At 38.9% G+C, this 25,476-nt stretch carries 21 protein-coding genes; 16 read left to right on the top strand and 5 right to left on the bottom strand.

Annotation, left to right across the window (positions count from 1 at the left end; all coding sequences use genetic code 11):
• Positions 1-3: 3 nt before the first annotated feature.
• Entirely contained in the window at positions 4-1,395 is a 1,392-nt protein-coding gene (cysS, locus tag ACMZOO_RS16075; protein WP_440904317.1) for a cysteine--tRNA ligase, read from the bottom strand.
• Positions 1,396-1,554: 159 nt separating this feature from the next.
• Between cysS and ACMZOO_RS16080 the strand changes: the two genes are divergently transcribed.
• The 5 genes from ACMZOO_RS16080 to phoR all read left to right on the top strand — a co-directional run bounded on the left by ACMZOO_RS16080 (position 1,555) and on the right by phoR (position 6,809).
• Positions 1,555-2,049, top strand: a complete 495-nt coding sequence (locus tag ACMZOO_RS16080; RefSeq protein WP_440904318.1) for a peptidylprolyl isomerase — start codon at positions 1,555-1,557, stop codon at positions 2,047-2,049.
• A gap of 118 nt (positions 2,050-2,167) precedes the next feature.
• Positions 2,168-2,923: a UDP-2,3-diacylglucosamine diphosphatase gene (locus tag ACMZOO_RS16085; RefSeq protein WP_440904319.1), complete on the top strand. Its 756-nt coding sequence runs from the start codon at positions 2,168-2,170 to the stop codon at positions 2,921-2,923.
• 124 nt (positions 2,924-3,047) lie between these two features.
• Positions 3,048-4,547, top strand: coding sequence for a ribosome biogenesis GTPase Der (gene der, locus ACMZOO_RS16090; protein WP_440906314.1), 1,500 nt, complete (start codon positions 3,048-3,050; stop codon positions 4,545-4,547).
• Between the two features lie 222 nt (positions 4,548-4,769).
• Positions 4,770-5,459, top strand: coding sequence for a phosphate regulon transcriptional regulator PhoB (gene phoB, locus ACMZOO_RS16095; protein WP_026016920.1), 690 nt, complete (start codon positions 4,770-4,772; stop codon positions 5,457-5,459).
• 3 nt (positions 5,460-5,462) lie between these two features.
• Entirely contained in the window at positions 5,463-6,809 is a 1,347-nt protein-coding gene (gene phoR / locus ACMZOO_RS16100) for a phosphate regulon sensor histidine kinase PhoR (RefSeq protein ID WP_440904320.1), read from the top strand.
• 26 nt (positions 6,810-6,835) lie between these two features.
• Here the strand turns inward: phoR and ppx are convergent, their stop codons facing one another.
• From ppx to ACMZOO_RS16115, 3 genes are all read right to left on the bottom strand, one after another.
• Complete coding sequence (gene ppx, locus ACMZOO_RS16105) at positions 6,836-8,338, bottom strand: exopolyphosphatase (protein ID WP_440904321.1); 1,503 nt, start codon at positions 8,336-8,338, stop codon at positions 6,836-6,838.
• A 20-nt stretch (positions 8,339-8,358) separates the two neighbouring features.
• Positions 8,359-10,425 carry a polyphosphate kinase 1 gene (gene ppk1, locus ACMZOO_RS16110; RefSeq protein ID WP_440904322.1) on the bottom strand — a complete coding sequence of 689 codons (2,067 nt, stop codon included), beginning with the start codon at positions 10,423-10,425 and terminating at the stop codon, positions 8,359-8,361.
• Positions 10,426-10,531: 106 nt separating this feature from the next.
• The gene (locus ACMZOO_RS16115) at positions 10,532-11,044 is read right to left on the bottom strand and encodes a glycine cleavage system protein R (RefSeq protein ID WP_440904323.1); all 513 of its coding nucleotides are present in this window, start codon (positions 11,042-11,044) and stop codon (positions 10,532-10,534) included.
• A 213-nt stretch (positions 11,045-11,257) separates the two neighbouring features.
• Between ACMZOO_RS16115 and ACMZOO_RS16120 the strand changes: the two genes are divergently transcribed.
• The 10 genes from ACMZOO_RS16120 (at position 11,258) to ACMZOO_RS16165 (ending at position 24,178) form a co-directional block, all read left to right on the top strand.
• Complete coding sequence (locus ACMZOO_RS16120) at positions 11,258-13,219, top strand: methyl-accepting chemotaxis protein (RefSeq protein WP_440904324.1); 1,962 nt, start codon at positions 11,258-11,260, stop codon at positions 13,217-13,219.
• 108 nt (positions 13,220-13,327) lie between these two features.
• Positions 13,328-14,005, top strand: coding sequence for a TIGR00153 family protein (locus ACMZOO_RS16125; protein ID WP_440904325.1), 678 nt, complete (start codon positions 13,328-13,330; stop codon positions 14,003-14,005).
• A gap of 28 nt (positions 14,006-14,033) precedes the next feature.
• Entirely contained in the window at positions 14,034-15,311 is a 1,278-nt protein-coding gene (locus tag ACMZOO_RS16130; protein ID WP_440904326.1) for an inorganic phosphate transporter, read from the top strand.
• 158 nt (positions 15,312-15,469) lie between these two features.
• The gene (locus ACMZOO_RS16135) at positions 15,470-17,710 is read left to right on the top strand and encodes an ABC transporter permease subunit (RefSeq protein ID WP_440904327.1); all 2,241 of its coding nucleotides are present in this window, start codon (positions 15,470-15,472) and stop codon (positions 17,708-17,710) included.
• Between the two features lie 14 nt (positions 17,711-17,724).
• On the top strand, positions 17,725-19,365 hold the full coding sequence (gene pstA, locus ACMZOO_RS16140; RefSeq protein ID WP_440906315.1) for a phosphate ABC transporter permease PstA: 1,641 nt from the start codon (positions 17,725-17,727) through the stop codon (positions 19,363-19,365).
• A gap of 19 nt (positions 19,366-19,384) precedes the next feature.
• Positions 19,385-20,206 carry a phosphate ABC transporter ATP-binding protein PstB gene (gene pstB / locus ACMZOO_RS16145; RefSeq protein ID WP_440904328.1) on the top strand — a complete coding sequence of 274 codons (822 nt, stop codon included), beginning with the start codon at positions 19,385-19,387 and terminating at the stop codon, positions 20,204-20,206.
• 76 nt (positions 20,207-20,282) lie between these two features.
• Complete coding sequence (gene phoU / locus ACMZOO_RS16150) at positions 20,283-20,996, top strand: phosphate signaling complex protein PhoU (RefSeq protein ID WP_440904329.1); 714 nt, start codon at positions 20,283-20,285, stop codon at positions 20,994-20,996.
• A 236-nt stretch (positions 20,997-21,232) separates the two neighbouring features.
• Positions 21,233-22,165, top strand: coding sequence for a porin (locus tag ACMZOO_RS16155; RefSeq protein ID WP_440904330.1), 933 nt, complete (start codon positions 21,233-21,235; stop codon positions 22,163-22,165).
• 210 nt (positions 22,166-22,375) lie between these two features.
• Positions 22,376-23,344 (top strand): PstS family phosphate ABC transporter substrate-binding protein, encoded by a 969-nt coding sequence (locus ACMZOO_RS16160; RefSeq protein ID WP_440904331.1) that lies wholly within the window; start codon positions 22,376-22,378, stop codon positions 23,342-23,344.
• A gap of 180 nt (positions 23,345-23,524) precedes the next feature.
• Complete coding sequence (locus tag ACMZOO_RS16165) at positions 23,525-24,178, top strand: endonuclease/exonuclease/phosphatase family protein (protein ID WP_440904332.1); 654 nt, start codon at positions 23,525-23,527, stop codon at positions 24,176-24,178.
• A 28-nt stretch (positions 24,179-24,206) separates the two neighbouring features.
• Here ACMZOO_RS16165 and fur read toward each other — a convergent pair whose 3' ends face one another.
• Positions 24,207-24,635 carry a ferric iron uptake transcriptional regulator gene (gene fur / locus ACMZOO_RS16170; protein ID WP_440904333.1) on the bottom strand — a complete coding sequence of 143 codons (429 nt, stop codon included), beginning with the start codon at positions 24,633-24,635 and terminating at the stop codon, positions 24,207-24,209.
• Positions 24,636-24,749: 114 nt separating this feature from the next.
• On the opposite strand from fur, the gene ACMZOO_RS16175 reads away from it, so the two are divergent.
• On the top strand, positions 24,750-25,223 hold the full coding sequence (locus tag ACMZOO_RS16175) for a DUF4442 domain-containing protein (protein ID WP_440904334.1): 474 nt from the start codon (positions 24,750-24,752) through the stop codon (positions 25,221-25,223).
• The last annotated feature ends 253 nt before the right edge of the window (positions 25,224-25,476 follow it).

The raw sequence follows: 25,476 nt of genomic DNA on the forward strand, positions 1-25,476 counted from the left end.
AACCTACTTACGACGCCACTGCGTACCATTCGGGCCATCTTCCAACACTATTCCCATAGCCGTTAGTTTATCGCGCGCTTCGTCAGCAAGTGCCCAGTTTTTGTCTTTACGTGCCTGTAATCTTTGTGCGATTAAAGCTTCAATTTCCACAACTTCATCATCTTGTGCATCTACACCACCTTTGAAGAAGTCTTCTGGTGATTGTTGCAATATACCTAATAAGTTTGCAAGGCTAACCAGCACTTGTGCTTTAGCTTTGGCCGCTGCTGCATCTGTGTTTTTAACTGCGTTAATTTCTTTGGCTAGCTCAAATAAAACAGATAAAGCAACTGGGGTATTAAAGTCATCATCCATTGCTTGGCAAAAAGCGGCGACTTTTTCATCTTGTATATCAAGCTCTGATGTGGCTTGAGCATCTAAACCACGTAATGCAGTATATAAACGCTCCAATGCTGCATGTGCTTGATTTAAGTTTTCATCAGAATAATTTAATTGGCTGCGATAATGGCCTGAAACCAAGAAATAGCGTACGGTTTCGCCTGCATATTTTTGCAAAACATCACGAATGGTAAAGAAGTTACCGAGTGATTTACTCATTTTCACTTGGTCAACTTGCACCATACCTGAGTGCATCCAATAATTTACATATGGGGTTTCAAGTGCACAGCATGATTGGGCAATTTCATTTTCATGGTGAGGGAAAGCTAAATCAGAGCCGCCACCATGAATATCAAAATGATTACCTAATACTTGGCTGTTCATAGCTGAACACTCAATGTGCCAACCTGGGCGACCTTCACCCCAAGGTGATGACCAGCTTGGTTCACCCGCTTTAGCCATTTTCCACAATACAAAATCAAGTGGGTTACGTTTGTTGTTGTCTAATTCTACACGTGCGCCAGCTTGTAATTGAGTTAAGTCTTGTTTGCTTAGTTTGCCATAATCAGCGTAGCTCGACACATCAAACATTACGTCACCGTTTGGTGCAACATAAGCGTGATTTTTGTTAATTAAGGTTTCAACCATGTCAATAACATCGTGCATATGTGCGGTTACGCGTGGTTCAACATCAGGGCGCAATAAATTAAGTGCATCAAAATCTTGGTGCATATCAGCTATGGTACGCTCGGTTAAATCGCCGCAGGTTTCACCGTTTTGAATGGCACGGGCGATAATTTTGTCGTCAACATCTGTGATGTTACGTACATAATTAACCTCAAAACCTTTAAAGCGAAAGTAACGCACCATGTTGTCAAAAGCTAAATAGGTACGTGCATGACCAATATGGCACAAGTCATATACAGTTACGCCGCATACGTATAAACCAATTTTACCTGGGTTAATTGGTGTGAAAGTTTGTTTTTCGCGACTTAGCGTATTGTATATCTGTATCATAGGTCGTTTTATTATCCGTTTTAGGGGTTAACAAGCTAAATAGAGGCGGCATTTTACCTGTTGTCGGCGCAAAAGTTAAAACTTTTGTTATCTTTATCCTCACGCCAGTTGGGTATACAATAGCGCCATCTTTTATCCCAACACATTGAGATACCTATTATGATTACTTTCACTACCAATTTTGGTGACATTAAAATTAATCTTTTTGCTGATAAAGCGCCTGAAACTGCAGCAAACTTTTTGCAATACGCAAAAGATGGTTTTTACAACAACACTATTTTCCACCGTGTAATTAACGGTTTTATGATCCAAGGCGGCGGTATGGAAGCGGGTTTAGTTGATAAACAAACACGTGCGCCAATTAAAAATGAAGCAAACAATGGTGTAAGCAACAAAATTGGCACTTTAGCTATGGCGCGCACTATGGACCCGCATTCAGCAACAGCACAATTCTTCATTAACGTTGCTGACAATACTTTCTTAGATTTTAGAGCTGAATCAATGGACGGGTGGGGATACTGTGTATTCGGTGAAGTTGTTGAAGGCATGGACGTTGTTAACAAAATTAAAGAAGTGAAAACGGGTAACCATGGCATGCACCAAGACGTGCCAGTTGAAGATGTTGTGATTACAGCGACTAAAGTAGAAGAATAATCTCTACTCGATAATTTGTCTGGTTTTGCTGTGACGACGACTGTCGCAGCAAAATTATCTTATTGATACACCTTTCTATTCAATTAACTCTTCAAGTTTTTAGAGTTCAGGTTAGTTAATGTCTGTATTTTTTATTGCTGATTTACATTTAAGTGAAAGTCGCCCCGATATCACCCAAGCTTTTTTAGACTTTTGTTCATCGTTGACTTGCGATACTCAAGCTTTATATATACTTGGTGATTTTTTTGAATATTGGGTTGGCGATGATGACCCATCTTTATGGTTAAATCCAATTAAATCAACACTAAAAAATATAGCAGAGCAAGTTTGCCCAGTTTATTTTATTCACGGCAATAGAGACTTTCTAATTGGTAAAACCTTTGCCAAACAAACGGGTGTGCAGTTGTTAAATGAACCCAGTATTGTTGAATTAAACAAACAAAGAGTGGTTATTTTGCACGGCGATAGTTTATGTACCCAAGATACCGGTTATCAAAAATATCGCAAAATTGTTCGTAACAAATTCATTCAATTTATCTTTTTACGTTTACCGCTAAAAACACGCTTTAAAATTTTTGCCAAGGGCAGGGAACAAAGTAAAGAAAAACAGCAACAAGTTATGGATATGCAAATATTGGATGTAACCCCTCAAGCTGTTAGCGATTTAATGGAAAGTTACCAAGTAGATTTAATGATCCATGGTCATACTCATAGGCCAAAAATCCATAGAAATGCGCGCACGCCAAGCCGCGGCACTCGTATAGTATTAGGTGATTGGTATACACAAGGCAGTGTTTTAGAAGTAAATGACGACGGTTTTTTGCTCAATTCTTTCCCATTAGTAGAAAAGCCTGATAATTCCCGTACGATTTAGCATTAAACGTTAAGCTTTAAAAAAGCTGTGATATAATCCGCGCCCGCTAACTTCTACTAAGCTCTTATATAGACTTAAGGTTAGCAGCAGTCATTAACGCACTAGAGTGGAGAAACAAATTATGATGCCAGTGGTAGCCCTTGTGGGTAGACCGAATGTTGGTAAATCAACCTTATTTAACCGATTTACCCGCAGCCGTGATGCGTTAGTGGCCAACTTTCCCGGATTAACTCGCGACCGTCAATATGGCCAAGCCGCATACGGCCGTTACCAATTTATCGTTATTGATACCGGCGGTATTACAGGCGACGAGCAAGGTATTGATGCTGAAATGGCCTCACAGTCTATGCAGGCGATTGAAGAAGCTGATATTGTAATGTTTTTGGTTGATTCGCGTGATGGTGTATGTGCCGCAGACCAGTTGTTAGCTGATCATTTACGCCGTTTAACTAAACCTGTTTATTTAGTTGCGAATAAAACCGATGGTATAGACGCTGACTCAGCAACAGCTGAGTTTTATAGCCTTGCTTTAGGCCCTGTTTATCAAATAGCTGCTGCACATGGTCGTGGTGTTAATGCACTTTTAGACCAAACTTTTGAGCCTATTTTAGAACAATACCCAGATGCGGTTATTGAGCAAGATGCTGAAGAAGCCGAAGATGACTTTGACGATTTAGATTACGAAGCTTTGCTTGCAAAAGAAAAAGAACAAGAAGCAGCTGAAGCAGAGCAAGAGCCAGATGAATACGCCGACAAGATTAAACTGGCGATTGTTGGTAAACCAAATGTAGGTAAATCAACTTTAACCAATCGTATATTGGGTGAAGAACGTGTAATTGTTTATGACATGCCAGGCACTACACGTGACAGTATTTATATCCCTATGGAACGTGATGGCCAAGAATACGTATTAATTGACACTGCTGGTGTGCGTCGTCGTAAAAAAGTAAATGAAACGGTAGAAAAATTCTCAGTTATTAAAACCCTAAAAGCAATTGAAGATGCACACGTAGTCTTGATTGTGGTAGATGCACGTGAAGGTTTAACTGATCAAGATTTAAGTTTATTAGGCTTTACGCTAAATGCAGGCCGCTCAATTGTTATGGCGGTTAACAAGTGGGATGGCTTAGATACAGATGTTAAAGAGCGCATTAAATCGGAAATTGACCGTCGTTTAGGCTTCTTAGATTTTGCCCGTTTGCATTTTATCTCGGCGCTACACGGTACAGGTGTTGGCCATTTATTCGAATCTGTTACCGAAGCGTTTGAGTCAGCGACACGTAAACTATCAACCGCAATGTTGACGCGTATTATGGAAACTGCGCAGGATGACCACCAACCACCATTGGTTAAAGGTCGTCGTGTTAAGCTTAAATACGCGCATGCAGGTGGGCATAATCCACCAATTATTGTGATCCACGGCAACCAAGTGGATGACCTGCCAGATTCTTACAAACGTTATCTAATGAATTATTATCGTAAGTCGTTAGATATGATGGGCACACCTATTCGAATTGAATTTAGAGAAGGTGGAAATCCATACGCAGGTAAGAAAAATAAGTTATCGCTTAGTCAAATGCGGAACCGTCGTCGTATGATGAAGTACTACAAAGGTAAAAAATAGCCTATTATTACATATATGTGACAATTTAGTGCTGGTGTAATAATTGGTTTGTTTGCTTAATCGATTAAAAAACTAAGCATTTCTTGTACTTGTATGGGTGATAAAGATTGCGAGTGACAAAAATATTGCAAATTTGTCTTTTAATTGGCATGACGTTCATAAAACTGTCAAAATTAAGCCAGATAATCAGCAACAGTGGACAGTAAGATGAGAAACAAAAATATGTCAAGCCGTATACTTGTTGTTGAAGACGAAATGCCAATTCGCGATATGTTAGTCTTCGCTTTAGAACAGAAAGGTTATTACACCTTAGAAGCTGAAACTTATGGTGAAGCTTTAGAAAAAATTAATGAGCCGTATCCAGATTTAATCCTTTTAGATTGGATGTTACCTGGTGGTAGTGGTATTCAATTAGCTAAACAGCTTAAACAAAACGAATATACACGCCAAATTCCAATTATCATGTTAACTGCGCGTGGCGAAGAAGAAGATAAAATTCGTGGTTTAGAAGTCGGTGCTGACGACTATATGACCAAACCTTTTTCGCCAAAAGAATTACTCGCTCGTATAAAAGCAGTAATGCGCCGCTCTGCGCCAACCAGCGTAGAAGAGATGATTCAAGTTCAAGGTTTAAAACTCGACCCTGTATCTCACCGCGTAACCGCGAATGAGCAAGGTCTTGATATGGGGCCAACTGAATTTAAATTATTGCACTTTTTTATGTCACACCCAGAGCGTGTATATAGCCGTGAACAGCTATTAGACCATGTTTGGGGTACTAATGTTTATGTTGAAGACAGAACTGTAGACGTACATATTCGTCGTTTACGTAAAGCGATATCTTTGCACGGTCATGACAAAATGATCCAAACTGTGCGTGGTGCGGGTTATCGCTTCTCTGCTAAAGTGTAAAATATGATCCAAGAACAATACATAAGAGCTATTAGTCGATTTATCTTACTGTTGTCGGTTGCTGTTTTGATAGGATATCTGATTGATCAAATAGCTTTATGTATTGTGATTTTATTGTCAGCTTTGCTGATCTGGTATACCTACAATTTAAACCGACTGAATGACTGGTTAACCTCGAAAAAGAATTTATACCCACCTTCAAGCAATGGTTTGTGGTCAGATACATTTGACGGTATCTATCGTCTGCAAAAGAAGAATCGTCAACGCCGCAAAGAGTTAGGCCAAGTACTTAAACGTTTTCGCGATGGTGCTGAAGCTTTACCTGACGCTGCGGTTGTTGTTGAAGACACAGGTCAGATAATTTGGTGTAACAAACTCGCTTTAATGTTATTTGGTTTGCGCTGGCCTGAAGATTCAGGTTTGTTAATCACCAACTTATTACGCTACCCAGACTTTATTGAGCATTTTCATAAACACAGCAAAGATAAAGAATCATCAGGTGAATATATTCTGATCCCTTCTTCTACAGACAGAGAAAGCATCATAGAAATTCGTATGGTGCCGTATGCGCTTGGCCAAGTGTTGATATTGGGTCGTGATGTCACGCAAAGTCAGCGATTAAATCAAATGCGCAAAGACTTTATTGCCAATGTCTCTCACGAATTGCGCACGCCATTAACTGTGTTGCAGGGTTATCTTGAAATGATGCAAGACCCTGATATGGCACAAGCTTTACCCGGTACAAAAGCCGTAGGCATGATGTCTGAACAATGCGAGCGTATGTTCAGTTTAGTTAATCAATTATTGGTGCTGTCGCGCATTGAAGCGAATAAAGAAAATATCTACGACAACATTGTAGACGTACCTGCAACCATGTTGTTATTAGAAAAAGAAGCAGAACAACTCAATCTTGAGAGCCAACACGCCATCTCATTTGATATCGACCATAATTTATTAATTCATGGCATCGAAGATGAATTGCGTAGTGCTTTTACCAACTTAGTAAAAAATGCAATTCGTTACACACCGCTGGGCGGTGAAATTAAAGTGTCGTGGAGAAAGCAGGGCACAGCCGCTGTTTTTAGTGTGACGGATAATGGTGAAGGCATAGAGCCACAGCATTTAAATAGGCTAACAGAAAGGTTTTATCGTGTTGATAAAGCGCGCTCGCGCACCACAGGTGGTTCTGGTTTAGGTTTGTCTATTGTCAAACATGTGTTAGCTCATCATAAAAGCCAACTGGATATAGACAGTGTGGTGGACCAAGGTAGTTGTTTTTCTTTCAGCTTTCCTAATGACCTTGTGGTCACTCGCCAACGACGAACTAGAAAGCCTCGCCTATCAGCGTAAACTACAATGCTAATAGGCATAGCTTATTAACTAAAAGAAAAGTCGAACCCTGCGTCTGTCTGCATTTCAACTTCAGAATGCAAGTCTGCTTCCAGTAAAGGTTGCTCGCTTAAAAAGCCATCCGGGAATTGAATGGCTAACGCCTCACCTGCAACACTGACTTTGTATTGGGGTAAATAACCCTCAATACGGCGTAAATTGAGCATAACAGCTATGCGCAAAATGCGAATTAATCTGACAATTTTGTTCGATTTATAAAAGTTAAAATTGGCAATTTCGGCCGATTTTAGTTTTTTTCTGTGATACCTAACTAAAGTAGCCACAGCCAGTTGTTGTTCTAGGTTATAACCTGGCATATCCGTGTGTTCTAAAATATAGCCACTGTGTTTGTGGTAACCGGTCGAATGAATATGCAGGCCAACTTCATGTAAACTGGCTGCCCAGCTCAACAGTTGTTGAAAATCTTTTTTGTTTAATTGCCAGCTATCAGAAATTTGTTCAAAAATGAAGTTAGCTGATCTGTGAACACGAGCCGCTTGTGCTGTATCTACTGCGTATCTTTGGCTCAAACTTTCAACTGTGCGTTCACGAATATCATGATGCTGGAACCTGTCTTCCATCTCATACAACACACCTTCGCGTAGCGCTGCGTCTTCATAACGCATACTGCTGATATTAAGGCTATCAAATGCGGCTATTAACACAGCTAAACCACCAGCGAGAACCGGTCGTCTGTGCTCACTCACACCTGGAATATCTATATTGTTAATATTTTCAAAGGTGATCAGGGTTTGTTTAAGTTTTTCTAAGTGATTCGCTTTTATTTCGCCGTCACTCCAGCCGTTTTGTACAATAGACTCTCTAATCGCCTTAATCGTACCTGAGGTGCCATGTGCACTTTTCCAACCAACAGATTTGTACGAATCAGCGATAGGCTCTAGTTCACGCTCTGCGGCTAATATAGCTTTTTGGAAATTGCGTTCGGTTATTTTTCCTTGAGGGAAATATTGTTCGGTAAAACTAACGCAACCCATAGAACGAGAACTGAGTTTTAGTGGGGTAAAATGCTGACCAATAATAAATTCGGTACTACCACCACCTATGTCTATTACGATGCGGTTTTCATCACCTGCAACTGTATGTGCTACACCTTGATAAATTAAACGTGCTTCTTCTTTACCTGGGATAATTTCGATTGGGTAGGGGAAAACACTTTCAATTTGGTTTAAGAATTCTTGTACATTAGTGGCTTTACGCAAAGTGTAAGTTGCAACAACACGAACATTATGTGACGGTATGTCCTGCAGGGTTTGCGCCATTTGTTTTAAGGTGTCTATCGCTCGGTCGATTGCGGCTTGATTAAGTGTACCATCGGCGGATAAACCCTGAGCTAATCGAACTCGCTGTTTTACTTTGTGCAGGGTTTGAATTGAGCCGTCGACAATCCGTGCCACAATCAAATGAAAACTGTTAGAACCTATATCAAGTGCGGCAATTATTTCTCTTTCATTTGTTGTGGCTGATGTCATGTGATGGCCTTGTTTTGGAGCTAGGGGATATAATTATCCTCTAACTTTTTAATATAATTATAGGTTTCGACTTGAGAACGCAGCTTTTTGCGATTGCCGCGTGCTACATAATCATTTTTTTGCTCAGCGTCGATAACACGTGCTTTAGTGGTATCTTTGAACTGAAGCTCAAAAATGTCAACGATTCTTTGTTTTAACTTTTCATCGTAAATAGGGCAGGTAACTTCAATTCTATGCTCTATATTTCTGGTCATCCAGTCGGCAGAAGAAATATAAACTTTTTTATCACCTGCGTTGTCAAAAATCATTACCCGCGGATGTTCTAAAAATCTATCAACTATACTGATAATTTTAATATTATCACTTACCCCTTTAATATCAGGAACTAAGCTACACATACCGCGAATGATTAGGCGAATTTTAACCCCAGCTTGGCTGGCTTCATACAATTTATGAATAATTGGCTCGTCAACCAAGTTATTTACTTTGACACAAATACCTGTTGATTTACCTGCACGAGCATTTTGAATTTCTTGGTCAATCATTTGGGTAATGGACAAACGCGTATTAATTGGCGAAACCATCAAGTGATAAAATTTATAGCGTTTATAGCTGTATTCAATAAAGTCAAAGACGTTTTCGACTTCACGAGTAATTTCTGGATGACAAGTAAATAAACTAAAGTCTGTGTAAATTTTAGCGGTTTTTTCGTGGAAGTTACCTGTACCCAAGTGGGCATAACGGCTTAAATTGTCACCTTCTTTGCGGTGAATTAAACACAATTTAGAGTGAATCTTTAATGTAGGAATACCAAATGACACGCGTATACCCGCGTCAGTCATAATACGTGACCACTCAATATTATTTTCTTCGTCAAAACGTGCTTTTAGCTCAACCACTACATGAACTGTTTTGCCGTTTTTAACAGCATCTATCAATGAATGAATAATGCGCGAATTTTTAGCCACTCGATAGATGTTTAATCGGATATGCGTCACAGCAGGGTCGAATGCTGCTTGCCTAACTAATTCAGTGAAATGGTCAAAACTATGATACGGGTAATATAACAAAATATCTTTGTGGCGAATGGCTTCAAAAGCACTATCAAACGATGAAAACTGACTGTTTGTCAGCGCTGGTAAACTCGGATTTTCTAAGTATTTACGCCCAAAATTAGGGAAACCAATAAAGTCTTTAAAGTTGCGATACTTACCGCCAGGCAACAAACCTTCGTTGTTGTCTGATATTTGCAGATGTTTTTTCAAAAATTTCAGCATGGCTGCCGGCATTTCCCTGTCGTAAACTACACGTGTTGGGTCGGCACTAAAACGCTGTTTTAAACTTTCAGACATTTGTTCAACTAAACTTTGATCAATTTCGTCTTCAACGTAATATTCAGCATCACGGGTCATTTTAAAACTGTATGCGCTAATTTCATCGAATTGGAAAAAACCACGAAAGATGCTCGCAAGATTTAATAACAGAACGTCGTCTAATAATATAACTTCTTTTTTTACCTTGCTTTTTTCTGGCGGAAGCAGAATAAAACGCGATACTTCATTCGTCGGTACTTCCACAACAGCATAATCAGTGTGCGCACCATTGGTCATTTGCACCGCGAGATAAGTGGTATTGTCTTCAATTAAATCAATCAGTTTACGTGTTTTGGATGGTATTAACGGACGTACATGTTTAACAACTTGCTGCTGGAAAAAATCAATCAACCACGACTTATGAAACTGAGACAGCTGTGAGTGGTCGACAAAGTATATTTTGTGCTTTGCAAGTTCACGGACTACTTCTTTATAAATAGCGTCAAACTTGGTGGCGAGCGATATGACTTTTTCTTGAATACTGACAAGTAATTTAGCCGCGTGCTCTTCATTTTGTTCTTTTTCTAATAAAGCGCGGCGGCGCACATCAGCAACACGAACGCGAAAAAACTCGTCTTGATTGTTGGAAAAAATGCCTAAAAAGCGCACGCGCTCAACAACAGGAACTGTTTTATCAGCTGCTTCTTGCAATACTCGTTCGTTAAACGATAACCAACTGAGCTCTTTTTCAACAAATAATTTGTCTTTTGCCATTTAAATTTTGTTCTTACTTTTAGTGATCTGCAGTCATTAGATAATTTGTCTGTTGCAGTTTTATTACAGCTGTCATATTTATACCCAAGCAATTTGGCTAAAAATATTACTCTAGGTTAATTTCAACCACTAAATCATTGGCTATATCTTCTAGTGCTTCTTGTACATCATCTATATCTAATTCAGAAGGTAGTTCAAGAGTCGCTTCTGCTTTAAATAATTGGCTGCCCCAGTTAGGCGCACTTTCGCAACTAGATTTCAAATTAAGCAGATTAACCTTTAATGCTGCTAATTTGGTGGCGATTTGATTTATGATCCCGGCTTTGTCGTTACCGACAACAGTTAACTTAGCTAGGTTACATTCAATGTTATTAGCTTCGGCACCTAAGGCTATATGCAATTGAATATTGTGCTGAGTTAAAGATTGGATTGCATTGGTTAATTCTGTTTGGTGTTCGTGGGCGACTTCAACTTCAACAATACCAGCAAACTGGCCAGACATTCGGCAAAAATTACTTGCTAACCAGTTTCCATGGTTGGCTCTGACAGTTTTTGATAATAATTCGATAATACCGGGTTTGTCCGCAGAAATAATTGAGATGATAAGTTGGTTTTGCATAAAAATAATCGCTATATCAGAGGCTTGTAAAAGTGAATTTAAGTATAGGTAAGGCTTATTACAAAATCTATATTGCGTTCAATTATTTGTTTGTACAAACCGCTTTGGCTAATCGGAAAATATGACAAGAATTATGACAACTGTAACAAAAGTGTCATTATCGGCTGTTATTTTAGCCTCATCAAAAAAGCTGAACACGCAATGAAGCAGTAAATGAACATTTCTCGTTTTTCGATAATATCCTCATCAATCCTGATTTTAATTGGGCTAGGGCTTATCTCATTATTAGTTTGGTCAAATATTCAGCAGCAACAAGTCCAACAAAATTTGGCTGAGTATCAAAAAACTAAAAACCAATTGACCCAAGTTTTTAAGAACCAAGTCAATAGTTATTTAACCACCAGTGATTCGCTAGAGCTAAATGCAGCCAAAGAAACGTTAGAAGTTATTTCTTCTACTTTAAAAAATAGTCACAATACTTCTTATCAAGCACTTGTAGGGCAGATTGAACAACTTATTCAATTTATTGAAGATGATGTGCGCGCAGCTGGAAAATTAGGCGCAAATAGCGAAGCCTTGTTGCAATTTGCAGAAAAAAGTTTGTTATCTGACAGCCAAAGTTTGCTTGAATATATAGAGCAAGGTAGTCAAAGTAATCCTGAATTAGCGCAAGCTTATTATCCTATTGCCGTCAAAATAGCTAATGGGGTTGCAGGTTTATCCTATCGACGTGAGCGTACTTTTAGCTCAACTGAATCCGGCACTGACTCGCGCTTATTGTTAAATCAAGCGGCTGAGCTGAAAGCGAGTATTCAAGTATTAAAACAATTGGATAGATTTGATATATATCCAGAGTCTGAAGAAGAGGAAGATGAGTTTTCCCTTGGCATGGCAGTCGAAGCAGACGAAATGGGCGATGAGTTGATTTCGAGCTTAAATGCACAGGTCAATCGTTATCCTAAAGAAGTAGGCAATACCCAAAACTCACTGCGTTTAGTAAGCACTTCGTACAACAATCTTCGTAATAAAGTAGATAATTTTGAAGCTGACTATATTTTACTTGAAGACGAATTGTTGCATCACCAGCAGCAAGTTGATAGTCAAACCCGTTTAGTGCTTTATTCCGCTGCAATTGTCCTAATGATAGTAGCTATTGGCTTGATGGCTTTTCAATATGCTTGGGTGGTTAAACCTGTACGTAAGTTGCGTAAAAATTTCCATCGTTTAGTTGCAATAGGTGAAGTTGAACGTATCCAGGTTTCAAAAAATAAAACTGAAATAGATGAAGTTGCTATGTGTTTTAATCAGCTACTTGATCAAATAGAACAAGAAAATGAAGGCAAAAATCACACCTTGTCGCAAATCTCGACTGCGTTAGACGGCTTGGTCAGTGAAAGTAAAGAAATAGAGCTGCAAACCGGTGAAGTGCACGGCAAAATGCAAGGGAATATGCATATTATTAAAGAACTCGTTTCATTAGCTGAAGAAGTCTATACAGGCGCAGAAACTGTGCAGAAAAACGCGCAAAAAACCGAAACTTTTATTGCTGACAGCAACAAGAAAATTAATTTAGTGACTGACAACGCTGAAAAAATCTACGCTTCTACTCAAACTAGTTATCAATCGGTTGAGCTCTTATTAGATTCAGTCGACAAAGCAAGTACCATAGTAGACACCATAGGCAGTGTTGCCGAGCAAACCAACTTGTTGGCGCTGAATGCTGCGATTGAAGCTGCAAGGGCAGGTGAACATGGTCGAGGCTTTGCTGTGGTTGCTGATGAAGTTCGAAGTTTATCTAAGCGCACCCAAGAGTCACTATCTGATATTTCGTCTATCCTAGAATTGTTGCGCACATCATCAGATGAATTAGTGCAAGTGGTGAAAAATATTGACCAGCTTTCAAATGAACAAAAACAAACCGCGGTCGATTTATATGAAAATGCCCAGGTTGTTCGTTCGCAAGCACAAGAGTCAGCTAGTGCAGCATTACAAAGTTTCCATAATGCAAGTGACCAATTGCAGCATATAGATGCGTTTGAAAAAGCGATAATGCAAATTCAAAATCAAATTGACCAAACACGCGAAAAAACCAATAAAGTCAGCCAAAGCACACAGTTACAAGCAAGCAACATTATGAAAACTTTGGCCGATAATGGCGAACTTGTCATGGTGTAGCCATAATAATTTTGTGAACAAATAATTAATTTTTCTGAAACTTAGTCATCTTTGGTTGAATTGGTGTAGAATCCGCCGCGTCATCAAAGTAAATATAAAGGTTTATTTATGTCAGGAAACTCATTTTTAGGCGTATTTGGTAAGTCCCCTTTTAAAGCGCTTGAATCACACATTGATGTTGTTAAAGCCGCGGCTGACAAACTCCCAGCGTTTTTTGAAGCTGTATTCAACGCTGATTGGGTCAAAGCACAAGAAGTTAGAGATGAAATATCTAAACTTGAAAAAGACGCTGATTCAATTAAACGTGAATTGCGAATTCAGTTGCCAAAAGGTTTATTTTTACCGGTTGACCGCGCTGATTTGCTTGAGCTGCTTGTTCAACAAGACAAAATTGCCAATAAAGCAAAAGATATCGCAGGTCGTGTGATTGGTCGAGAGTTACTAATTCCAGCAAGTTTACAAAACGACTTTATGGTTTATTTAAACCGTTGTATTGATGCTGTTGATATGGCGGCAAAAGCAATTAACGAATTAGACGAGTTACTCGAAACCGGCTTTCGTGGTCGTGAAGTTGACCTAGTTGAAAAAATCATATCTCAAGTAGCAAGCATCGAAGAAGACACAGATAAATTACAAATCGGTCTTCGTTTATCTGTTCGTGCTGCTGAAACAGAGATGAACCCAATTGATGCTATTTTCTTATATGACGTAATTGAGTGGGTTGGTGATTTAGCAGATAAAGCTGAATCTGTCGGTGGTCGTTTAGAGCTACTTCTAGCAAGATAATTTAATAAGTTTAATTTCAGGAAATCCAATGGATATTTTAACTACTTACGGCGTAATGCTGGTTATTTTAGCGGCAGTTGTCGGCTTTTTTATGGCGTGGGGAATTGGCGCCAATGACGTTGCAAATGCAATGGGCACTTCAGTTGGATCGAAAGCTTTAACTATTAAACAAGCAATTATTATTGCGATGATTTTTGAATTCGCCGGCGCTTATTTAGCTGGTGGCGAAGTAACATCAACAATTCGTAAAGGTATTATCGATGCTGAACCCTTTATGCACGTACCTGAATTGTTCGTTATCGGTATGATTTCTGCGCTTATTGCCGCAGGTACTTGGTTGGCGGTTGCCTCATATATGGGCTGGCCTGTTTCAACAACTCACTCAATCGTTGGTGCGATTATCGGTTTTGCAATTGTTGCAGCAGGTAGCGAAGCAATTCATTGGAATAAAGTTGGTGGCATTGTTGGTAGTTGGATTGTTACCCCGTTACTTTCTGGTGTACTCGCTTATATTATCTTTATGAGCGCGCAACGATTTATATTTGATACCGAAAACCCTATTAAAAATGCTAAGCGTTATGTACCTATTTATATGGCACTTGGTGGTTTTGTAATGGCTTTAGTTACCATTAAAAAAGGTTTAAAACACGTATTTAAAGATGCATCAATCAGCATTAGCACGACCGAAGCATATGTATATGCAATCATAGTCGGTATTATTGTGGCTATTATCGGCGGTATTTTTATCAAGCGTTTAAACATTGATGAAAATGCAGCACGTGAAGAGCAGTTTTCTAACGTTGAAAAAATCTTTGCGGTATTAATGATAGTAACTGCTTGTTGTATGGCATTCGCCCATGGTTCTAATGACGTTGCAAACGCAATTGGTCCATTAGCTGCGGTTGTCAGTGTGGTTGAGCACGACGGTGTTATCGGTGCTAAATCTGCATTAGCTTGGTGGATTTTACCTTTAGGTGCTTTTGGTATTGTTGCTGGTTTGGCTTTGTTTGGCCATAGAGTTATGGCAACTATAGGTAAAGGTATTACCCATTTAACCCCTAGCCGAGGTTTTGCTGCTGAATTAGCTGCTGCGAGTACGGTTGTAATCGCTTCTGGCACAGGTTTACCAATTTCAACAACTCAAACCTTAGTTGGTGCTGTATTAGGTGTAGGTATTGCACGTGGTATTGCTGCGTTAAATATGGGAACTGTACGCAACATAGTTATTTCTTGGGTTGTTACTTTACCTGCTGGTGCTGGTTTAGCAATTATCGCTTACTTGCTTCTAACCAGTATCCTTCTATAATTCGTCACCAGTTTCGAATGTGAAAAGGCTTCTTCGGAAGCCTTTTTTTGTATGTGCGATTTGATTAAATGACAGTTTGGTAATATTACGTTGTGTGTAACATAACTGTCATAAAAGTATCATATACTGCGCGCAACTCAATTAGGCTAAGGCTTTCAATGTATCAGTCAAACACTTTACAAAACAAACAGCATGCGATGAGGAAGTTCAAAGATCGCTTTGCCAAGTATGGTGTCGCCACTGGCGGTATCATGGTGTTAGTCGCTCTTTTGATGATCTTTTTCTATTTGTTGTATGTTGTACAACCTATATTTGAAGATGTTTCTATCGAACCTAACTTAACCATAGCGCTAGAGGATAATCACAATACTTTAGCCTTGGGTACCGATGATCACGTAGAAACTGCTTATCGATTTACCAATCAACCTGCGCTTGAATATTATCAACTTCATGGTGCGGATAAAACCAAGCTAATCGAGCAGTTTGAAATAAACAACAGCAGTGAAATCACTGCGTTTGCGAAAGCTATGCCGCATGTTAAACAGTATGCTTATGCTTTTGCTGATAATAGTGTTGTTATCATTAAACCTGGTTTTAAAATAGGTTTTGCCAACAATCGTCGAACCATAGAACCAAGAATTGAATATCCTTTTGGTCGTGATGGTTTACAGATAGAGGGTGACGCGCCAATCGATCAATTTGCGTTTGCAACAACCTCTGAAAACGACGGCGCTGGTGTTGTTTATCAAACTCAGAACAAATCCGCCGTGTTTTACTCTCGTTTGTTAGGCGAAGTTAACTTTATGACTGATGAGATTGAGTGGTCTCAATCTAATGTTGAATTACCAAATGTTACAGGTGAAGTTGACCAACTGCATTTAACCGCAGATTTATCGCGGGCCTTTGTACTGCAAAATGGTTATATGTATGTATTTGACGTCCGCAATGCCAACAAGGTTAAGTTAGTTTCTCAGAGCCGAGTGGTTGAACATGGCGTCAAAGTAACAGCTTCAACTTTGCTTGCTGGTGCAAGTTCAATCGTGATTGCCGACAATAAAGGCAATGTTGCGCAGTGGTTTGAAGTGAATGCAGAACAAGGTCGTGAATTTACTAAAATCCGTAGCTTTAAAAGTGATAACACCAACATTAATGGTTTATATCCAGAATTCTTCCGTCGCAGTTTTGTTGCAACATCAAGCTCAGGTCATTTAGATGTATTTTATACCACAAGTGAAGCGCACTTATATGCGGATAAGTTGTTTGATCAAGCTGTGCTAGATTTGGCAATTTCACCACGTGCAAATGCGTACATTACCCTTACTTCACAAGGTATGCATTTATTTGATGTTGAAAACGAACATCCTGAAGTCACTTGGTCTGCTTTATGGCAAGAAACTTGGTATGAAGGTTATGGTGAGCCAGATTACATTTGGCAATCGACCTCAGCATCTGATGATTTTGAATCTAAATTCTCTTTAGTGCCAATTACTTTTGGTACGATTAAAGCTGCGTTTTACGCTATGTTATTCTCAGTGCCAATTGCATTAGCAGCTGCTATTTACACGGCTTATTTTATGCCGGCAAAAATCCGTACTGTGGTTAAACCTACGGTAGAAATTATGGAAGCTTTACCAACGGTAATTTTAGGTTTCTTAGCAGGTTTGTGGTTAGCACCTTTAATTGAAGAACATTTAGCGGCTATAGCTATATTGATTCTGTTTTTACCAGTTGCAATTATTTTGTTCGCTTTTGCATGGCACAACTTACCGCGTAAATTGCTCAATAGTTTGCCAACAGGTATGGATTCGTTATTACTTATCCCTGTTATTTTATTGATGACTTACTTGTTGTTAGAGGCGAGCCCTTGGTTTAACGATGTTTTCTTTGACGGTGATGTGCGTTTATTTATCACAGATGAGTTAGGTATTTCGTTTGACCAAAGAAACTCGTTAGTTGTAGGTATTGCTATGGGTTTTGCGGTTATTCCAACCATATTCTCAATTGCAGAAGATGCAGTGTTCTCAGTACCTAAACATTTATCTAATGGCTCATTGGCACTAGGTGCAAGTCAATGGCAAACACTAGTGCGCGTTGTATTATTAACTGCTAGTCCAGGTATTTTCTCTGCGGTTATGATGGGCTTAGGTCGTGCAGTGGGTGAAACCATGATAGTACTTATGGCAACGGGTAATACACCAATTATGGATTGGTCTGTATTCCAAGGTATGCGTACATTGTCTGCAAATATTGCGGTTGAAATGCCTGAATCTGAAGTGGGTAGTACTCACTATCGAATTCTATTCTTAGCTGCATTTGTATTGTTTATTTTTACTTTCGTATTTAACACCATAGCTGAGTTTGTTCGTCAGCGCTTGCGTGATAAATACAGTTCACTATAACGGCGGGATTATTGTTGATGAAAGATTGGTTTAAATCAGGATCACCTTGGATCTGGATGACTGCCGGTGCAGTAAGTATTAGCTTAATTTCTGTAATTGGTTTGTTGGTTATGATTGCTGCACGTGGCTTAGGCTTCTTTTGGCCTGCAGACGTGTACGAATTCGACGTGCAACAAGCTGACAAAAAGCAAGTTATCATAGGTGAAATCTACGATAGAGAACAAGTTCCTGCTAAACGTTTGAAAAACATGGGCATTGACCTAGGTGATTTTCAAGGTGAAACAGTTGAGCGTATATTGATCAAAACCGGTAACCGCGAATTTGTAGAATTAGATTTTCGTTGGTTGTTGCAAACTGATATCAAAAAAACCGACACACCTTCGGGTTTAGGTGTGTTTGAGCGAAGTCGAAATGGTAACTTTTATGGTTATGTCGATAAGGTTATTTTGGATGGCCAGCCGGTTGATTCAGCTCGATTAGAAGAATTGATTGAGCGCGCTGTAGAAATATCAGAGCAAGCGGTCGACTTACAAAACGGTGAAATTGGTTCGATAAACTACCGTTTAGAAAAAATGCGCTTGGAAGAGCGTGCTTTAGAGCTTAAAGACAAATTAACTGACGAGCGCATCGCAGAATTTGAGCAAGAGCGCAAAGAGCTAAAACAAGCTTACCAGGGTTTTGAAAATGAGTTATTTCAATTGCGCAAAGCTTTAGACCGCGACGAAGTTGTGGTTAAAGACATGCGTGGTGAGCTTGTGACCTTACGCATTGCTGAGGTGTTAGACGTACATTTCCCGAATGATATGTCAGCGCTAGAAAAACTCGGTCGATTTTTTGTACAGTTAGGTCGTTTTGTAACAGACGACCCGCGTGAAGCTAACACCGAAGGTGGCGTATTCCCAGCTATATTCGGTACCGTATTTATGGTTATGTTGATGGCTGTTATTGTTACGCCATTTGGTGTGGTCGCAGCTATCTATTTACACGAGTACGCGGCTAAAAATACCGTAACTAAGGTTATTCGTATTGCAGTTATTAACTTAGCGGGTGTACCTTCTATTGTATATGGTGTGTTTGGTTTAGGTTTCTTCGTATATATGTTGGGTGGCAGTATAGATGAATTGTTCTACCCAGAAGCGCTACCTAATCCAACCTTTGGTACACCTGGCGTTATTTGGTCAGCATTGACCTTAGCAATTTTAACTTTACCAGTTGTAATAGTGTCAACTGAAGAAGGTATGTCGCGTATACCAAGCTCATTGCGCCAAGGTAGTTTGGCTTTAGGTGCAACCAAAGCAGAAACTTTATGGCGAATTATTATCCCTATGGCAAGCCCAGCAATTATGACTGGTTTGATTCTAGCAGTTGCGCGTGCAGCAGGTGAAGTTGCACCACTTATGTTGGTGGGTGTGGTAAAAATGGCTCCGACATTACCAATTGATGGCAACTTCCCATTTGTCCATGTTGATAGAAAGTTTATGCACTTAGGTTTCCATATATATGATGTTGGTTTCCAAAGTCCAAACGTAGAAGCGGCAAGACCGCTAGTATATGCAACTGCATTTTTATTGGTTACCGTAATTGTGGCGTTAAACATAACTGCCATTGGTATTCGTAACCACCTACGTGAAAAATATAAGTCGTTAGAACATTAAGATTTAAAGGTTTAAAAAGATGATTTCAGTATCTCCAGAGATAGCCAAAATTAAAAATGTAATTGCACCAGCGGATTTAACGCCGGAGCAAACAGCATTACAAATGAATAACTTAAGTTTGTTCTACGGCGAAAAACAAGCTTTGTACAATATCGACATGAAAATACCTAAAGGCAAGGTAACTGCCTTTATCGGTCCATCGGGTTGTGGTAAATCAACTTTGTTGCGTTGTATTAACCGCATGAACGACTTAGTTGATATTTGCCGAGTTGATGGCGAAATATTGCTTGAAGGCAAAAACATTTATGACAAAGACGTAGATGTTGCAAGTTTACGCCAAAACGTCGGCATGGTGTTTCAGCGTCCAAATCCATTCCCTAAATCAATTTATGAGAATGTAGTATATGGCCTGCGTATTCAAGGTATCAACGACAAGCGCCAGCTAGATGAAGTGGTTGAAACCAGTTTGCGGAAAGCTGCTTTATGGGATGAAGTTAAAGACAGATTACACGACAGTGCTTTTGGTTTATCTGGTGGTCAGCAACAACGTTTGGTGATCGCACGTGCAATTGCGATTGAGCCTAAAGTATTGCTGTTGGATGAACCAACATCTGCACTTGATCCAATTTCAACTTTAACAATTGAAGAGTTGATTAACGAGCTAAAAGAAACCTACACAGTTGTTATTGTTACGCATAACATGCAACAGGCTGCACGTGTATCAAACTATGCTGCGTTTATGTTTATGGGCGAGTTAATTGAATATACTGATACAAACCAATTGTTTACTGCTCCTGAAAAGAAAAAAACAGAAGACTATATTACTGGTCGATACGGTTAATTGCTGTCTATACTTATACCCAAGCGGCTTGGGTATCTACTAGCGCATTGATTAATAGGGGCAATTAGAGGTAATTATGGATTTAAAAATAGATAAACATATATCTGGCCAATTTAATAAAGAATTGGAAGATATGTTAAGCCATGTATTAGACATGGGTGGCATTGTAGAGCAACAAATTGCACAAGCTTTAGAAGCCATTAGCCAGTACGATTCTAAGTTGGCACAGAAAGTTATTAAAGAAGATGAAAAAATTAACGCTTATGAAATGCTGATAGATGAAGAATGTGCACGCGTAATCGCTAAGCGTCAACCAGCGGCAATTGATTTACGTATCATCCTAGCGATTGCTAAAATAATTGCAGATTTAGAGCGTATTGGCGATGAAACCTGTCGTATGGTTCGAGCAGCGCAAGAGCACTTTAATAAAACTGAACGTCAATTTTTGGTAGACGTTGACCATATGGGTCAACAAGTTTTACAAATGTTTAAGGCCGTTTTAGACTCATTAGCGCGTATGGATAGCGAAGCTGCTTATGACGTATATAAGATGGATAAAAAAATTGATAAAGCATACGAAGGCATTACCCGTCAGTTAATGACTTATATGATGGAAGATCCACGCTCAATTCCAAAAATCATGGACGTAATGTGGGCTACACGTTCGCTAGAACGTATTGGTGACAGATGTCAAAACATCAGTGAACACGTAATTTACCTGATCAAGGGTAAAGATGTACGCCATACGCCGACTGAAAAAATTGAAGCTATGTTAGCTGCAAAAAAATAATACCACCCTTTGGTGCGGAGCTCTTTCGCACCAAATTCTTCACCCCAATCATGCATCACTAAAATAAATATTTCAAAATTACTACAAAAATATTTCAATGAAATAAAACTGTAATAAAACATTCATACAATATTCGCATCGTTTAAATGAAGTTTTAATTTTACTTTGATTCAGCTTGATATTTCGCCAGTTAAATCTAGGCTTTAAGAGCTGAGATGTTAATACAGGAACATTCCATGAAAACACTATCTAAAAGCATTTTAGCAGTATCTGTTTTAGGTTTTTCAGCAGGCACTTTAGCTGCTGATCCGCTTACTGTGTATGGTAAAGCTAATTTAAGCTTTCAATACGTTGATGCTGCTGAAACTGCGACTGACTTAAAAAGTAATTCTTCACGTTTTGGCGTAAAAGGTGAAGTTGAACTAGATAATGGATTAACTGCTATTTACCAAGCGGAATTTGGTGTTGATTTTGCTGACGAATCTAAAGAAAAGAACGTAACCGCTCGTAACCAGTTTGTTGGTTTAAAAGGTGGTTTTGGTCAAGTAAGATTAGGCCGTATGGATACTGCTTTGAAATTGGCTCAAGGTAAAGTTGATTTGTTCAACGACTACAACGCTGATATCAAAAACTTATTTGAAGGTGAAAATCGTGAGAGCGATTCAGTAACTTATATTTCACCTAGCTTTTCTGGCTTCTCGTTCGGCGCGACTTATATTGCCCATGACGAGAATGACACTGCCGAAGGTGACAGCGCTGGTGTGTCAGCTGCTGTAATGTACGGTGACGCCAAACTTAAAAAATCAAAAGTATATGCAGCCCTTGCGATAGACAATGATGTTGATAACCATGACATCATTCGAGCTGTATATAACCAAAAATTTGGTTCGTTTAAGTTAGGTGCTGTTGTACAACGTGAAGAGAGCTCTGATGGCACAGGCGAAGCTGATACTGGTGTGATGGTTAACGGTGCATACTCAGCTGGCAAATTAACTTACAAACTGCAATATCAAACCTTTGATGATAAAGCGGCTGACGAGCGCGTAAAAACGGTTTCTGTAGGTGTTGACTACAAACTAGGTAGCGCTACCAAAGTCTTTACTTGGGTAACAGCTGAAGACGAAGGCGATAAAAACACTTTAGCACTAGGTATAGAACACAAGTTCTAAAGCAAACGACAGATTTGTAAACAAGCCCTCAAGTTAAATATTGAGGGCTTTTTTTTGTCAAAAATAAATAAAACAACAAAAAACTTAAAATGTCATCTTTGTAATATTACTGACATAAATTTGTAATAACCTAATCTCAATCGAAATTAAATAATCAATCCACATGCTGTGATTGGTTAATAATCAATAAACAAGCTTTTGGAGCTGCATATGATGTTAAAACGTATCTCTCAGGTAATTGGTTTGGCGGCAGGTGTGTTGTTAAGCGCAAATGCAATCGCAATCGACAGCGATTTACCTGAATATCAAAAAACTAGTGGTGTTTCAGGTAAAATCTCGTCAGTAGGTTCTGATACATTAGCTAACATGATGACTTTCTGGGCTGAAGAGTATAAAAGAGTTTACCCTAACGTAACTATTCAAGTACAAGCAGCTGGCTCTTCAACTGCACCACCGGCGTTAACTGAAGGCACTGCACAGTTTGGCCCTATGAGCCGCAAAATGAAGTCAAAAGAAATCGAATCTTTTGAAGAGCGTTTTGGTTATAAACCAACAGCGGTTCGTGTAGCAATCGATGCTTTAGCCGTATTTGTAAACAAAGATAACCCAATTCAAGGTTTATCAATTCAACAAGTTGATGCAATTTTCTCATCTACTTTAAAATGTGGTGCAGACACAGACGTACAGCGTTGGGGTGACTTAGGTTTAACAGGTGAGTGGGCGCGTAAAGACGTTCAGTTATTTGGTCGTAACTCAGTATCTGGTACTTATGGTTACTTTAAAAAAGTTGGTTTGTGTAAAGGCGACTTTAAAAATAACGTAAATGAGCAACCAGGTTCTGCTTCAGTTGTTCAATCTGTATCTTCTTCATTAAATGCGATTGGTTACTCTGGTATCGGTTACCGTACTTCTGGTGTTAAAGCTGTACCACTAGCAAAAAGCGGCACTAACTATATTGATGCAACTATGGAAAATGCAGTAACTGGTAAATATCCACTTGCTCGTTTCTTGTATGTTTACATCAACAAACATCCAAACAAACCATTAGATCCGTTAACAGCTGAATTCTTAAAAATGGTATTGTCTAAAACTGGTCAATATATTGTAGAAAAAGATGGCTACATTCCAGTTCCTGCTGCAGTTGCAAACAAAGAATTAGCTAGTTTAGGTTTGAATTAATATTCTTTCTCCTGTAATTAGTGTTAAATTCTAAAAGGCCGCATATTTATGCGGCCTTTGTCGTTTTATCAGCAAGTCTATTTAAATAGGTAGGGAATGATTTTGGTAAAGTTAATTTGTCGGATGTTGCTAATTTCCCCTCTAATCCTGGGGTGTACTAAACACACTTTAGATCCCGATTTGCAAGTTATAAATTTTATGACTTTAAATATTTATGGTTGGAAAACCATGCCTCAAAGCGCACGAACATATGCAGATTTTATAAAAGAACAAGGTATTGACATATTGGCTGTTCAAGAGGGCGCAGACGACTGGAAAATACCGACTCAGTTTCCCAGCGATTATTCTAGAGCAATTGCGTTAGCTAACGCTTTAGGTGAATGTTGGACTCGTCATTTTCAGATCTTTGTAAATAGTTGCAGTGGTGTAGCCGTTGATTCCTCATATCGTTTTGATTTACCTAATGGGCCGAATGCAACAAGGACTGGTGAGGTAGTCTCTGTTCGGATTCGAGACATTGCATTTAATGTAATCAATGTTCATTGGGACCATCAATCACATAAGAGTAAACAAGCAAGTGCTAATGTTACAGCTCAGTATATTAAACCAAATATTGCGACCATAGTTTTAGGTGACTTTAATGCCAATTGCCGTGGTACCTTATTGGAAAATTTTGCTGAAATGAATAGGTTAAGTTTGGCTGCTGCAGATAATATTGACTGTATTTTTGTATCAGAAAATTTTAGAAGTGTATTTAGTCGGGTCTTAAAAGCAGAACCGTCCGATCATAATGCTGTTTCTTTACGAGTGGGTGTTAGTGTTAATCAGACCTAACAGCCTAATTAACACTAGCGGTAACAGCTTATTCGCTGCCACATTTATCTTCATCTACACAGTAACCATATAGGTATAAACTGTGGTTTGTTAAACGCATGCCTTGCTCTTCAGCGATCTTTTCTTGGCGCTCTTCAATCATGTTGTCAATAAACTCAACAACCTTACCACACTTCAAACAAACCAAGTGATCGTGGTGTTTTTTCTGGCTTAGTTCAAATACTGACTTACCACCTTCAAAGTGGTGTCTGTTTACGATACCAGCATCGTCAAATTGGTTGAGTACACGGTACACAGTGGCCAATCCGATTTCTTCACCCATATCTAATAACAGTTTATATAAATCTTCTGCACTGATATGCTGGTTTTCTGGCTGTTGTAAAATTTCCAATATTTTTATTCTAGGCAGGGTAACTTTTAAACCAGCCTTTTTTAACTCTGTGTTTTGATCAGACATAATGATAAATATTTATTAAGTTTGTTTAGATTATATAAGCCAGTGGGTAAAATTAAAGTAAAAATATCACTGGGCACGAAAAACATCTAACTATAACATTTATTAGTGGAAAATATGATGCAAAAGTTACTTAAATTTCCAAAGTTAATTCGTCGTGGTATGAATATTTGGCCACCGTTTCGATATTCTGGCATCAAAATTATCGAGCTTTCTGCAGACTATCGCAAAACGATTATTGAATTGAAATTCAAAAAATTCAATTTAAACGCCAATCGTACTCAATATGGCGGCAGTATTTTTAGTATGACAGATCCAGTTTATAGCTTGATGCTAATGGCAAATTTAGGCGACAAGTATCATGTATGGGATAAATCAGCGCATATTGATTTTATCTCTCCGGGCCAATCAAGCTTATATACTCAAGCAGAATTATCCCAACAAGTGATTGATGAAATAGTTGAACGTACCAAAGATGGGGAAAAGTATTTTCCTGTATTTATTTTAGAAGTGTTCGACACACAGGGTAAATTGGTGGCTAGGGTCGAGCGCACCTTATATGTAAGACTTAAAGCTAAATATCGCCCATAAAAAAGCCCGGACAAACGGCTGTCCGGGTACAGGGGAAGGGCTCAAAGGGATTGAGCCTTTTTGCGCTAACTAATTAAGTGCACACTGCTGAACACTCAAACTTAGTATTAATAAGTGTAGTTAACTTTGCAGAAAGTGAAGGAACATTTAACTTTAAACAGGATATTTTTATAACCTGTGGTTATATCTATTTTTTAATACGTCGATGTTTGTTGGGTTCGTGATATTTGTATTAGTAACATTGCATGTTGAA

The sequence above is a fragment of the Catenovulum sp. SX2 genome, assembly GCF_052056295.1.
Lineage (GTDB): Bacteria > Pseudomonadota > Gammaproteobacteria > Enterobacterales > Alteromonadaceae > Catenovulum.